Source organism: Gluconobacter sp. (assembly GCF_047722525.1).
In the GTDB taxonomy this organism is placed as follows: Bacteria; Pseudomonadota; Alphaproteobacteria; order Acetobacterales; family Acetobacteraceae; genus Gluconobacter.
The window spans coordinates 58550-71146 of record NZ_JBDNYY010000011.1 but is presented as its reverse complement, the minus strand read 5'-3'; the positions used below and the strand labels follow the sequence as shown (position 1 = coordinate 71146).

Sequence of the window (12597 nt, the reverse complement as noted above, 5' to 3'; positions counted from 1 at the left end):
TGCAAACACGATCTCCCCCGCCCGCCCTGACGAAGTCAGACAGAACGCCGCCACAAACGTGACGATCAGGAGGAAACACCGTCTCACTGGCGACACAACCCTGCAAAACGGTCTAGGATCGTCTTGGCATCCTCCGCCTCACTGGCAGCCCGCATCAGTTCGCCAAGATTGGCGCCATCATGCTCAAGACGCGCGCGACTAGCCTCGAACCAGTCCTTTGCCGTCTCAAGAGTAATCTCGGGATGCCCCTGAATCCCCCATACAGGCAGATCCCGATATCGCCAGACCTGGTTCGGACACAGATCGGAGGATGCGAGAATGCGCATGTCGGGATGATCCGCATGCACTTCGTCATTATGCCAGACGAACATGTGCATCTTCGCCCCCAGATGGGAGCAGACCGGATCGGCATGAGCCTTGGATGTCACCTCAAGCCACTTATAGCCGACCTCACACTGCTCACGCCGGAAGACCTGATCCCGTCCGCACAGGGCCGATGCAAGAATCTGATGACCGAAGCAGATTCCCAGCATCGGAATCCGGCGTTCCGCCGCATCACGGATCAACTCGTGTTCCCGATGAATGAAGGGCACATCCTCATAGGCCCCATGCGGACTTCCAGAGAGGAAAATCCCAGAATATCCATCGAGATTTTCGGGAAATTCATTACCGTAGGCCCAGAAAGTCTCGACCTCCAGTCCCTGAGAGACGAAGCGCAGATCCAGTCGCGCAGACGAGATACGCGCCTTTCCATTCCCCAGAAACAGCAGCTTTTTACGCGCCATAGTCAGACCGTCCCTCCCTGCAGGGCTCTGATGATGGCATCCCGCGCTGCGTCCAGATGCACCCGCATCAGTTCAGCCGCCCGATCACCGTCCCGCGCAGCCACAGCTTCCAGAATATCGAGATGCTCCCGGATCCCAGCATCAAAGCGGCTGGGGATACGCGTCATGCCGAACATCCGCGTGCGCTTGCGCAGGAGATCAATGATCCTGCTGAGTTCGTGATTGCCCGAAGCATCCGCCAGACCAATATGCAGGTGGTCATCCGCACACCAGTGCTCTTCATCTGAGACATGGCCGCTGACCATCATCGCTTCGATTTCCTGACGAAGTTCAGCCACTTTTGCGAGCGGCATGTTCCGGGCCGCAAGTCGCGCTGCATCGCTTTCAAGCAGTCGCCTGATCGAAAGGATGTCAATGATTTCCTTCACTGAAATCGTGGCAACAAACAGCATCCGACCGTTACGGGAAAGGAATCTTTCCCCCTCAAGCCGACTCAGGGCATCACGCACTGGTGTCCTGGAAAGACCCATCTGTTCGGCCAAGCGCCGTTCCGCAATCAGCGTTCCCGCCGGAATCGCGCCCTCCAGAAGGTAGGTGCGAAGCTTCTGGTATGCGAGTTCCGTCAGAGAAACGGACACCCCATCCGCAGAAAGATCCAGAATTGTGGATGACATGACGATTTTACCGGCATTTCAGTGGTATTCCACTTGCATCCCAGCAGAGTCCCAATGCTAAGTCCAGATAAAAGAAACGGTTCTGTTTCTTTCCGGATTCGTTTTGAAAATCCTGACGGAAATTTTGGGAGATTCCCGTATGTTCGCATCCGACACATCGCTGGGCCATTCCGGGAAAACGGATTCCGGCAGAACGGTTTCCCTGACCTTTCCCGAAAACGAATACCGTACAAGACTGGAAAGGACGGGACGGAAGCTTCGGGACTCCGGTCTTTCGGCCCTTCTGGTCTTCGCACAGGAAAGCCATCTCTACCTGACGGGCTTCGACACTGCGGGCTATGTGTTCTTCCAGTGCGGCATCATTACCGCAGAGGGAAAAGCCGTGGCCCTCCTGACCCGCAGACCGGACCAGAGCCAGGCCCTTCGCGCCTCTCTCTACGAAGACATCCATATCTGGTACAATGCGAACGATGCCAATCCGGCTGCGGAACTCGCCACAATCCTCAGGGATCTGGGCCTTGAAGGCGAACGCCTCGGCGTGGAACTGGCCACCTATGGCCTGACGGGGTTCAACTGGGAAAGCATGCGCACGACTCTCGGCAGCCGGTTTATCTTGGAAGACGGTTCCGCCATTGTGCGAGAGCAGCGGCTGATCAAATCCGAAGCGGAACTCAGGCTGATCCGGCGTTCGGCGAGACTGGCCGATGATGCGGTCGAGGCCATGATCCGGTCGGCGAGACCGGGCGTGCTGGACAGTTCAGTCACGGCAGCCGGTGTCAGCGCCATGCTGGATGGGGGCGGAGACATGCCCGCCGCAGGCCCGATGGTCAACACGGGCCCGCGCGCGATCTACGGACGGGGCTTCGGAAGCGCGCGCCAGTTGGAAGACATGGACCAAATCGTCCTTGAGCTGGCAGCCTCCTACCGCCGCTACAATGTCTGCACGGAACATACCGTAACGATCGGGACGGTCCCTGCGAAGCAGGAGCACATGCATGCAGCCACGGTCGAAGCTCTTGAAAAAGTTCTTCAGGCCGCCCGCCCCGGCGAACCGATCGGCCGACTGGATGACATCCATCGCAGCACGCTTGATCACTTCGGCTATGAACGTGCACGATTTTCAGCCTGCGGATATTCACTGGGGGCAACATTCCGCCCCTCATGGATGGACGCACCTCCCATGATCTATTCCGGTAACCCTCTTCTGCTCGAAAAAGGGATGGTCCTGTTCGTTCACATCATGCTGGGAGACGCCGAAAGCGGCCTGGCCGCCGGTGTCGGTGAGACCTTCGTCATCCAGGATGGAGAACCGGAAAGACTCAGCCGCATCCGCCCCGTTTTACACAGGCTCTGACCACAGCCGCCCGTTCTGACAGCCCCTTCGGAGAACCGCTCATGGACACCCGCTTCCTCGAAAGCTTCCTGATCGTCATCGAACAGGGGTCACTGGCTGCCGCGGCCCGACAGCTCCGCCTCACACCTGCCAGCGTCGCCCAGCGCATCCGCACGCTGGAAGACGAAATAGGCTGCCCCATCGTGCAGCGCGACGGACGCAACGTCCGCCCTACCGAACAGGGTCTGGCCATCATCGAACAGAGCCGCGCAATCATAAGGAGCGTGCGCGACCTCTGCGCCATCGCCACCAGCGATACGCCGGTTGGAAAACTTCAGATCGGCGCCATATCCAGCGCCGCAAACGGCCTCCTGCCGCCCTATCTCAAACGTTTTTTCGAATGTTTTCCCGACATTGAACTGCATATCACGCCCGGATCCTCATCCGGCCTGCACAATGCGGTTCTGGAGGGCAATATCGATGCCGCCTTCATCGTCGAACCCCCTTTTGATATTCCCAAAACCTGTGTCTGGCAGACCCTGCGCTCCGAACCACTGATCGTACTGGCGCCTGGCAACCTGTCCGCAACGGACCCTGACGAAATCCTCCGAAACCACCCTTTCATCCGCTATGACCGCAACCAGTGGGGCGGCCGCCTTGCCGATGAATATCTGCGAAAATCTGGGATCTGGCCCCATGAACGTCTCGAACTTGACTCCCTCGACGCCATCGCCATCATCGTACATCAGGGAACAGGCGTTTCCCTCGTCCCAGACTGGGCCCTTCCCTGGCCTGCGGGACTCCACCTCCGGAAAATTCCGCTCCCTGCTCCGGCTCCATGCCGAAATCTCGGTTTTCTCATCCAGCGCAATTCACCGCGACGACGGCTGGTCAATCGCCTGATGGAAATCCTGCAGACGCCACTCCCGCCGCCCCCAGAAGGAAAACCCGAAAGACAAAAACAGGAAACATGATTTTTACATATGAAGAAAATGATAAAACCATCATATTAACAAGCACCCCACAACTGGACAGGGCATCAATCTTCTATAACCATACTTCCACAAAGCCTCTTCTTTCAAAAATAACTGCTTTCCCGGACTGTTTTGATGAAAATCTGCCTGACAGGTGACAGTATTCTCTTTCGGCAACTCAACAGCCGGACTGATCCCAGAATTTCTCCACTTTTCGACATGATCCGGGCCTGCGACATCTCGTTCACCAATCTTGAACTGGTTCCGAACGACTTTGTGGGCGATCCGGCGCTGGACATGGGAGGAACCCATTTCGGGGCATCCTCCTGGGTGCTGGATGAACTGAGTGTAGCCGGCTTTGATCTTTTCGCCGCCGCCACCAACCACTCGCTGGATTACAGCATCTCGGGCCTGCGCAAGACGCTGGACGAACTGAACAGCCGCAGACTGCGCTACGCCGGCATCGGCACCCATCTGGAAGATGCACGCCGCCCGACCTATTTCACCCACCCGACCGGCACAGTCGCCATGCTCTCCTGTACCTCCACCTTCGCCAGGGGACAGGAAGCAGCCGCGCAGACTACCGTGATGCAGGGGCGCCCCGGCATTAACCCGCTTCGCTACAGCACCATGCATCATGTTTCTGCAGACGAAATGGCCTCTCTGCGAAATATTTATCGAAAACTTGGGCTACAGCGCGTCAAGGACGACAAGATCCAGCTTGGTTTTGCCTTCCCCGCGTCCGAAGGCGTCCTCGCCTTTGAAAACCTCAATTTCCGGGAAGGTGACGAAACGAAAGTCGTCACCACGCCAAATGCAACAGATCTCGAAGCCATCAGCCGCTGGATCGCCGAAGCCCGGATGGTTTCCGACACCGTGATCCTGAGCATCCACGCCCATGAAAGCGGCTACAATAATGAAGGTCAGCTTGACGTTGAAATCCCGGCCGATTTCCTCGTCACTGCAGCCCGTCAGGCCGTTGATGCCGGTGCCGATATTGTCGCCTGCCACGGTCCACACCTGCTCCGCGGCATGGAAATCCATAACGGAAAGCCCATTTTCTACAGTCTGGGCAATTTCATCGGCCAGAATGAACTCGTGGAACGCCTTCCGGTGGAGTCCTACATGGCGAACCGCGTCAGCCCGGACCTGACGCCTCACCAGCTCTACAAGGCCCGGAGCAACAACGATGCCAAGGGCTTTCCCGCCGAAGCACGCTTCTGGGAGACGATCATGCCGATCGGCATTTACCAGAACGGAAAACTGGAGAGCCTGGAAATCCATCCGATCACCCTCAGTCTCGGCCTGGCCGCGCATGTACGCGGAGTGCCTTCTCTGGCGCAGGGAGAAGAAGGCCGGCAGATCCTGGAAAAATTCGCAGCCCTCTCAGCGCCTTTTGGAACCATGCTCAGAATGGGCGGAACCCGCGAAGCCCCTGTTCTTCTGTGGCAGATGGATTCCTGATCTTGCCTCAGGGTGTTCGGGGCCGGGGCGGTGCATTGTCCCGCGAAGCCTCGTCCAGATAACGGATGAGCGCTTCCAGCCCTTCCACCCTCCGACCGCGCAGCGTCATGACCCCCACTTCGCGTGAAATCCCCTGCTCTCCCAGAGGTAGCACACGGATATTCGGAACGACACTGACCGCAAAGATATAAGGAATGATCGTGCAGCCCATAGTGTTGGCGACCATCTGCAGGATCGTATGGAGATCTTCCGTTTCGATCACCTGATGCGGAGAAATCCCCTGAGCCTTCAGAAAACGGTCCAGCGCACGCCCCCCGAAAGACCGGCTGTCATATCGGATAAAAGGCTGCGTCTCCAGAATCTGACGCCAGTCTTCCCCTTCAAGATGCGCCGGCACCACCATGACATAATCCTGTCTCACGATGGGATGCCAGTGCATATGAGGCATCAACCCAAAAGGCGGACACACGATCAGCGCAGCATCCAGTTCCCCCGCGTCCAGACGATCCAGAAGCCCCATCGAAACACCCGGAACAATCCGCACCTTCAGATCCGGAAGCTCCAGATGCAGCCTTGCAATCGCCGGAGCGAGGAGACTGGTCTGAACAGTGGAAATCGCCCCGATCCTCAGCAACGCATTCTCCGCCCTGACTCGCCCTCCCTCCCGAAGCGCTCCATAGGACGCAAGAATATCCTCCACCTGACACAGAATGCGGCTCCCCGCCGCCGTCAGCGTCACGGACCGCCCCGAACGTTCAAAGAGATCATAGCCGAGTTCTTCTTCCAGTCGGCGGATCTGGGCGCTGATCGCTGACTGGGTCAGACCAACGGCCTTGGCGGTCGCGGCAAAACTTTCCGTCTGTGCGGCAACGACGAATGTTCTGAGTTCCGAGATCATGACTGAACAGACATAAAAGTTTTCTCTCAATAAGATTATCTGACATTTTTTTTTGCCATTCAATCCGCTTCTTCAAAATCCGGAAGGAAAGAAACCCGCTCCAGCGCTGAAACAGGGCCCTGTCCATGGGAATCCCGACTCCGTTCCCACAAGGCAACATTTTAGTTGTCGTTCCGTTATATGTGTGATTTGCTCATGAAAAGCATATAACACGATCTGCCGTGCCGTTCCCGGCAGGCAAAGGGGATGCCCATGAGCAAGTGTTTTGGACCCAAGGCTTTCCTGATGTGCGGCGCAGCCTTAAGTACGCTCGTATCACTCTACCCGCCTGCGCTGGGTTCGAGCGCTCTGGCAAAAACGCCCACACACTCCTCCGCGAAGCCTCACCGGCATTCCGTGGCATCACCAGCGAAAGCAACCCCGGTCCGGCAGGCCCCCGCCGCCCGCCGGACGTCAATCATTTCGAGATCCGGACCGGAAGAAATGCGCGTCACGGGCACAGCGCCCACCGGACAGTCCGTGATGACCACATCGACCCCCGTCCACAGCACCACACAGGTCACGGTCGTTTCGGGCAGCCAGCTCCTGGCCACTGGCCAGACAAACGTCATGCAGGCGCTCGCCCAGGCCTCCGCGTCCATTACCTCTCCGCCCCAGTCCGGCGTTGGCAACAGCGGCTTCATCCAGACCATGCAGCTCCGCGGACAGTCGGCCGATGATACGCTGATCCTCGTCAACGGACATCGCCGCCATATCGGCGCGAACTTCAACGCCAATGCCGGTCCGAACTGGGGCACAGAGCCGACAGATATTTCCCTGATCCCGATTTCGGCCATTGACCATATCGAAGTCATTACCGAAGGCGCATCGGCACTCTATGGTCAGGATGCCCTCGCAGGTGCAGTCAATATCGTTCTCAAACAGAGAACCCATGGCGGCTCCATCAACTTCCAGAACAGCGGCTTCTACGCCGGCGACGGACAGGCGCTGAACGGTTATGCGGATTGGGCCACAGCACTTGGCAAAAGCGGCGGCTATCTCGATCTTGCCGCGCAGGTCACCCACCAGCTTCCCACCAACCGCAGCGGCCTCTTCGTCGGGCAGCTCTATCCCGTTGGTGATTCCCGCAACGAAACGGCCAGCCGTGACGTACAGCGCGGTCTGGGTATCCCGAAATCGACACTGGAAACCCTCAGCGAAAACATGTCGGTCCCGCTCGGAGAAAATCTCAATCTCTACAGCACATCGACCTTCAGCCATCGCAAGGCCCATGTGGCCGAGACCTATCGCAGCGCCGGAAACAGCCTGACCAACATCAATCTCTGGCCCAACGGCGCCCAGCCCTATATCGGCATGGACCAGTACGATTTCGAAACAGACAATGGCATCAAGGCGCACAAATTCGGTTTCGCCTGGGATGCCTATGTCAATTACGGACGTGATGATCAGGCCTACTCGACGCTCGACAGCAACAACATGTCTCTCGGCGATGCCAGCCCGCGCGATTTCTATGACGGCAAGACCATAACCTCTGAGATTTCAACCGGCCTGCGCGGCTCCCGTTTCTTTCATACATCGTGGCTTCCCAAGCCGATCGCCCTGCGTTTCGGCGGAGAATACCGGCGCGACACCTTCCAGATGACGGGCGGTGAAGAAGCCTCCTGGATCGGTCTCGGCGCGACGGACCATGCGGGTAACGTCCCACTGGCCGTCACCAACCGTGGCCGCGACATCTATGACGGCAACGTCAATCTGGATTTCTACGTCACGAAAAAATGGGAATGGTCCCTCGGCGGCCGCGCCACGAGCTACAGCCACCTCGCCACCGTCACAACCGGATCAATCGGGACGCGATACAACTTCAACAAGCACTGGGCGATCCGCGCCAGCATCAATACCGGCTACCGTCCGCCAACGCTGGGCCAGACCTATTATTTCTACAACGCGCCTTTCGCCAACTATGCCGTGGACCAGCTCCCCAACAGCAGTAACGCCGCCAAGGCCCTCGGGGCCGGCCACATCAAGGGTGAATATTCCCGCAACTACAGCATCGGCATTGACGCGACCCCTCTTAAGGACTGGAACGTCACGGCCAATCTTTATTACATCGCGATCAATGACCGTCTGGCCAGCACCACCACCCTTGGCGGCGCAGGCGTCGCCGACATTCTCGCCGCCTCGGGTCTGAACAACGTCACCTACGCTTCGTATTACACGAACCCCGTCAACACCCAGACCTATGGCGGCGACGTCGACACCAATTATACGCTGCACACCAAACGGGCAGGGACATTCCGCTTCGATTTCACGTTCAACTACTCCGACAACGAAATCCGCAGCCGCAACAAAACGCCGGCCGTTCTGGCCAACATGGGCCTCTCCACGTTCAATACCTACGCCGAACAGATGCTTCTGCACTCCGCCCCCAAGAACCGCGAGAACCTCACGGTTAACTGGAACTACGGCAAGTGGAACGTCATGGTGCAGGAACAGCGCTACGGCTCCATCATCTTCCTCGCCAGCCCCACGGCGGCCCCGATGGAGCAGCGCCCGGCGTTCCTGACCAACATGTCCGTCAGCTACAAGATCCTGCCGAAATGGAGCGTCACCGTGGGCGCAAACAACCTGGGCAACAAATACCCGACCCGCGTTCCCAAGGCGACGGCCGCACCGCTCTTCAATGAATACAAATACGCCTACTACTCGCCTTATGGCTTCAACGGCGGAATGTATTACGTCCAGACCGGGCTGACCTTCTAAGAATTAGCGGAAAAAGGCGCAGTTTCTTGCAGACATTTTCCCAGACCGTTCCCGAAGAGCGCCGGCCTTTCCGGTTCGTCATATACGCCCTGACCATTGCCATGTGCGTGATCTGCTACGGAGACCGGGCTGCCCTTTCCGTGGGCATGCCCCAGATCGCCCATGAATTCGCCCTCACGCCAGGTGAAACAGGCTGGGTCCTGTCCAGCTTCCTCTGGTCCTACTTCATTCTCAATCTCCCCGGCGCGATCCTTCTAGACCGTTTCGGGGTCCGCATCATCGGTGCGGCAGCGGTCGCTTTGTGGTCGATCGCCATGATCCTCGGCAGCGTGACCACCACTGTCCCTGCATTCATCGCCACCCGCATCCTGCTGGGGATCGGAGAAACCCCAACCTTCGCTCTTGGCAACAAGGTTGTCCGTGCCTGGGCGCCCCTGCATGAACGCGGCCTCATGATGACGGCGTTCATCTGCGGCATCCCCATCGGACTGGCCTGCGGCGCCGCCTCGGGCGGATGGCTCATCGCCCATTATGGATGGCGCCCCGCATTCTCGCTCCTTGGCGCACTGGGACTGGTCTGGTCCGTCGTCTGGCTCCTGACCCATCCCCGCCCGGCACAAAGCACAAATGCCACACCCTTTGCCCTGATTTGCGTGCCGACCCTGTTCCGCTCCCCGGCCTTCTGGGGCATCGTGATTGCCCAGTGCTGCGCGAATTATGCAAACTTCCTGCTGATGTCCTGGCTTCCGATCATCATGCGCCAGACGCTGCATCTCGGCATCGCGCAGTCCGGAGTCTACACGGCCTACTGCTATATCGGCGCAGCCATCCTCTCGATCACGGCTGGAAAAATCGGCGAAACGCTCGTCCGCCGGTCCAACCTTTCTCTGGGCGGCCGCCGCAAGGTCGTATGCCTGTATCTCGTGCTGGCATCCTCCATGGGCTTTCTGCCCCTGTGCAGCAGCGCCGGAACCATCATCCCGCTCCTCGCCATCTCCATGGCCTTCATGGCGGCTGGAACCGGCGCCAACATGGCCCTTCTGGCCGACCTTCTGGTGGAAGACGAAATCCTCGGCTCCGTCACCGGCCTGACCCTGACATTCTCCAACGGCCTCGGCATCCTGGCCCCCGTCATGACAGGCTATCTGCTGGAAGCCACAGGCAATTTCCACGGCGTCTTCTACATTACGGGCCTTATCATCCTGTGCGGCGCCCTCGCCGCGGCCCTCCTTCCCCGGCGCCCGTTCCATGGTCGCCGCCAGCCGGATCACACCCCATGACCCGCATTCACATGGCAGGCGCGGGCGGCCTTCTTCTGGATGCCGCCGACGGCCCTTTCAACGACATGACACAACGCCGCATCTGGGCCAGCAGTCGCGCACTGAACACGCGGCCGGAAGTTACCCAGACCATCCCGGGCGTGAACAACCTTCTCGTCATGTTCGATGCCGCCGAAACCGATCCATCCGCCATGGAAGCCATCCTGCGCGATGTCTGGACCCAGGCCTCGGCCGAAGAGATCCCGTCCCGCGAGATCGTGGTCCCCGTCGTCTATGGCGGCGCGTTCGGCGAGGATCTGGCTCTCGTGGCCCGCTTCGCCAACCTGACGGAAGAAGAAACCATCCAAGCCCACATGGCCGGCCGTTACAGCGTGGCCGCCATCGGCGCCATGGCCGGCTTCGTCTACCTGACGGGGCTTGATCCCCGTCTGGCCATTCCGCGCCGGGACTCCCCCCGCCTGCGGGTGGAGGAAGGGGCAGTCGTTATCGGCGGCGGCCATGCCGGAATAATGCCGTGCACCTCACCCTCGGGCTGGCATATCCTCGGCCGGACGGATCTCCGCCTCTTTGACGCCTTCCGCCCCGAACCCGGCCTCCTGCGGCTGGGTGACACCGTCCGTTTCGTGAGGGCTTCATGATCGAAATCCTGACAGGTTCCTCCCTCAACACCGTCCAGGACTTCGGCCGACGCCATGCAATGGCCATGGGCGTGGCCCAGGGCGGCGCCATGGACCGTCTGGCGCTGAGCCACGGCAATCTGCTTCTCGGCAATCCGGTGGATGCCGCGGGGATCGAGATCGTGTTCTTTCCCTTCCGCGTCCGCTTCCACACCGAAACCGCCTTCGCCGTCACCGGGGCCGACTGCCCCGTCACGCTGGATGACCTGCAACTCCCCCGCGACTGGGCCATCACCGCCCGTCCCGGACAGACACTGACCATCCGGGCTCCCCGCCAGGGCGCCAGAAGCTACCTGACGGTCCATGGCGGTCTGGACGTTCCCAGCGTTCTGGGCGCCCGCTCAACGGACCTGAAAGGCAGCTTCGGCGGCCTGAAGGGCCGCGCACTCCTCAAAGGCGACCGGCTCTCCTGTCTCCCTGCCGCCAGCATCCGCCTGCCCGCCGCAGGATACGGCCTCTCCCGCCCCTGTCCGCTTCCCCCGGCCGAGGGGACACATATCCGCGTCCTCCCCGCCGCCGAGCATGACGTCTTCACGCCCGAAAGCCTGAAGACTTTCCAGACAGCCCCCTGGACCCTGACGCCCAGCGCCAACCGGATGGGATACCGTCTGGAAGGACAGGAAACACTGGCACTAACGCGCAGGCTCAACCTGTTTTCCCACGGCATCCTGCCCGGGACGGTACAGGTTCCACCTGCGGGACAGCCCATCATCCAGATGATGGATGCCAATACCTGCGGCGGTTACCCCAAGATCGCCACCGTCATCGAGCCTGACCTGCGCCTGCTGTCCCAGACCGTCGTCGGAGCCCCGGTCCATTTCCGGGAAATCACGCGCGACGATGCGGTTCAGGCCATCCGTCAGGATGCCTCGGACCTGCGGACACTGGCCGCGGAGATTTCGAAGCTCCGCACGCAACTCGTTTTCTGATGCCCCATCCTGTTTTTCATGTCCCTGTTTTCAAATCCGGGAGTTCTGACACCATGACCAAGACAATCGACCTGAACGCCGATCTGGGCGAGAGCTTCGGCCATTACACGATGGGCAATGACAGCGCGATGCTGGACATCGTAACCTCCGCCAACGTCGCCTGCGGCTTTCACGGCGGCGACCCGGAAGTCATGGCCGAAACCTTCCGCATCGCGCGCGAAAAAGGCGTCTCTGTCGGCTCCCATCCCGGCTTCCCCGACCTGTGGGGCTTCGGACGCCGCGTCATGCCTTTCACGCCTGCACAGATCGAACGGATCGTGGCCTACCAGATGGGCGCGGCACAGGCCCTCGCCACCTATTCGGGCCACCGCATGACCTACATGAAAACCCACGGCGCGCTGGGCAATCTGACGGAACGCGATCCCGCCGTTGCCGAAGCCATCGTCAATGCCGTCAAGGCCGTGGACCCGAACCTCCCCATCATGGCCATCGCCCTGAGCCACCTTGAGCGCATCGGTCGCGAGCGGGGCCTGACCGTGTTTTCGGAAATTTTCGCGGACCGCGCCTATACGGAAGACGGCCATCTCGTCTCCCGCAAGGAGCCGGGCGCCGTCCTGCATGACGCCGATTTCGCAGCCGCCCGCGCCGTCCGGATGGTCCAGAACGGCGCCATCGAGACCATCTCCGGAAAAATGCTGCCCACACGCATCGATACGATCTGCGTCCATGGCGACAACGCGGAATCGGTCGAGGTTGCCCGCAAGGTGCGCTCGGGCTTCGAAGCCGCCGGCATTGCCCTGCGCGCCCTGACCTGAAGCAGACC

11 protein-coding genes are annotated in these 12597 nt (G+C 59.8%); 8 read left to right on the top strand and 3 right to left on the bottom strand.

The features are described 5' to 3' along the window. Positions 1-83 precede the first annotated feature (83 nt). Together ABF859_RS11220 and ABF859_RS11215 are read right to left on the bottom strand one after the other, a co-directional pair. Positions 84-785, bottom strand: coding sequence for a type 1 glutamine amidotransferase (locus ABF859_RS11220; RefSeq protein WP_415527865.1), 702 nt, complete (start codon positions 783-785; stop codon positions 84-86). Between the two features lie 2 nt (positions 786-787). Further along, positions 788-1459, bottom strand: coding sequence for a GntR family transcriptional regulator (locus ABF859_RS11215; protein WP_415527864.1), 672 nt, complete (start codon positions 1457-1459; stop codon positions 788-790). Positions 1460-1598: 139 nt separating this feature from the next. Between ABF859_RS11215 and ABF859_RS11210 the strand changes: the two genes are divergently transcribed. The 3 genes from ABF859_RS11210 (at position 1599) to ABF859_RS11200 (ending at position 5230) form a co-directional block, all read left to right on the top strand. Continuing rightward, complete coding sequence (locus ABF859_RS11210; protein ID WP_415527863.1) at positions 1599-2813, top strand: M24 family metallopeptidase; 1215 nt, start codon at positions 1599-1601, stop codon at positions 2811-2813. A 41-nt stretch (positions 2814-2854) separates the two neighbouring features. Next, positions 2855-3766 carry a LysR family transcriptional regulator gene (locus ABF859_RS11205; RefSeq protein ID WP_415527862.1) on the top strand — a complete coding sequence of 304 codons (912 nt, stop codon included), beginning with the start codon at positions 2855-2857 and terminating at the stop codon, positions 3764-3766. A gap of 135 nt (positions 3767-3901) precedes the next feature. Beyond that, entirely contained in the window at positions 3902-5230 is a 1329-nt protein-coding gene (locus tag ABF859_RS11200; RefSeq protein ID WP_415527861.1) for a CapA family protein, read from the top strand. Positions 5231-5237: 7 nt separating this feature from the next. Here the strand turns inward: ABF859_RS11200 and ABF859_RS11195 are convergent, their stop codons facing one another. After that, on the bottom strand, positions 5238-6128 hold the full coding sequence (locus tag ABF859_RS11195; RefSeq protein ID WP_415527860.1) for a LysR family transcriptional regulator: 891 nt from the start codon (positions 6126-6128) through the stop codon (positions 5238-5240). A 252-nt stretch (positions 6129-6380) separates the two neighbouring features. Between ABF859_RS11195 and ABF859_RS11190 the strand changes: the two genes are divergently transcribed. From ABF859_RS11190 to ABF859_RS11170, 5 genes are read left to right on the top strand one after another with little or no spacing between them, the layout of a single operon-like run. Next, entirely contained in the window at positions 6381-8888 is a 2508-nt protein-coding gene (locus ABF859_RS11190; RefSeq protein ID WP_415527859.1) for a TonB-dependent receptor domain-containing protein, read from the top strand. A gap of 26 nt (positions 8889-8914) precedes the next feature. After that, on the top strand, positions 8915-10168 hold the full coding sequence (locus ABF859_RS11185; RefSeq protein WP_415527858.1) for an MFS transporter: 1254 nt from the start codon (positions 8915-8917) through the stop codon (positions 10166-10168). Beyond that, the gene (gene pxpB, locus ABF859_RS11180) at positions 10165-10806 is read left to right on the top strand and encodes a 5-oxoprolinase subunit PxpB (RefSeq protein ID WP_415527857.1); all 642 of its coding nucleotides are present in this window, start codon (positions 10165-10167) and stop codon (positions 10804-10806) included. The genes ABF859_RS11185 and pxpB overlap by 4 nt, the downstream gene beginning before the upstream one ends. After that, the gene (locus ABF859_RS11175) at positions 10803-11774 is read left to right on the top strand and encodes a biotin-dependent carboxyltransferase family protein (RefSeq protein WP_415527856.1); all 972 of its coding nucleotides are present in this window, start codon (positions 10803-10805) and stop codon (positions 11772-11774) included. The genes pxpB and ABF859_RS11175 overlap by 4 nt, the downstream gene beginning before the upstream one ends. Positions 11775-11827: 53 nt before the next feature. After that, complete coding sequence (locus tag ABF859_RS11170) at positions 11828-12589, top strand: LamB/YcsF family protein (RefSeq protein WP_415527855.1); 762 nt, start codon at positions 11828-11830, stop codon at positions 12587-12589. Positions 12590-12597: the final 8 nt, after the last annotated feature.

What these genes read in the sequence shown, in the direction of transcription:
- ABF859_RS11210 (WP_415527863.1), top strand. Translation starts at nt 1,599, where the DNA reads ATGTTCGCATCCGACACATCGCTGGGCCATTCCGGGAAAACGGATTCC.
- ABF859_RS11170 (WP_415527855.1), top strand. Translation starts at nt 11,828, where the DNA reads ATGACCAAGACAATCGACCTGAACGCCGATCTGGGCGAGAGCTTCGGC.
- ABF859_RS11175 (WP_415527856.1), top strand. Translation starts at nt 10,803, where the DNA reads ATGATCGAAATCCTGACAGGTTCCTCCCTCAACACCGTCCAGGACTTC.
- pxpB (WP_415527857.1), top strand. Translation starts at nt 10,165, where the DNA reads ATGACCCGCATTCACATGGCAGGCGCGGGCGGCCTTCTTCTGGATGCC.
- ABF859_RS11205 (WP_415527862.1), top strand. Translation starts at nt 2,855, where the DNA reads ATGGACACCCGCTTCCTCGAAAGCTTCCTGATCGTCATCGAACAGGGG.
- ABF859_RS11190 (WP_415527859.1), top strand. Translation starts at nt 6,381, where the DNA reads ATGAGCAAGTGTTTTGGACCCAAGGCTTTCCTGATGTGCGGCGCAGCC.
- ABF859_RS11220 (WP_415527865.1), bottom strand. Translation starts at nt 785, where the DNA reads ATGGCGCGTAAAAAGCTGCTGTTTCTGGGGAATGGAAAGGCGCGTATC.
- ABF859_RS11200 (WP_415527861.1), top strand. Translation starts at nt 3,902, where the DNA reads ATGAAAATCTGCCTGACAGGTGACAGTATTCTCTTTCGGCAACTCAAC.
- ABF859_RS11215 (WP_415527864.1), bottom strand. Translation starts at nt 1,459, where the DNA reads ATGTCATCCACAATTCTGGATCTTTCTGCGGATGGGGTGTCCGTTTCT.
- ABF859_RS11195 (WP_415527860.1), bottom strand. Translation starts at nt 6,128, where the DNA reads ATGATCTCGGAACTCAGAACATTCGTCGTTGCCGCACAGACGGAAAGT.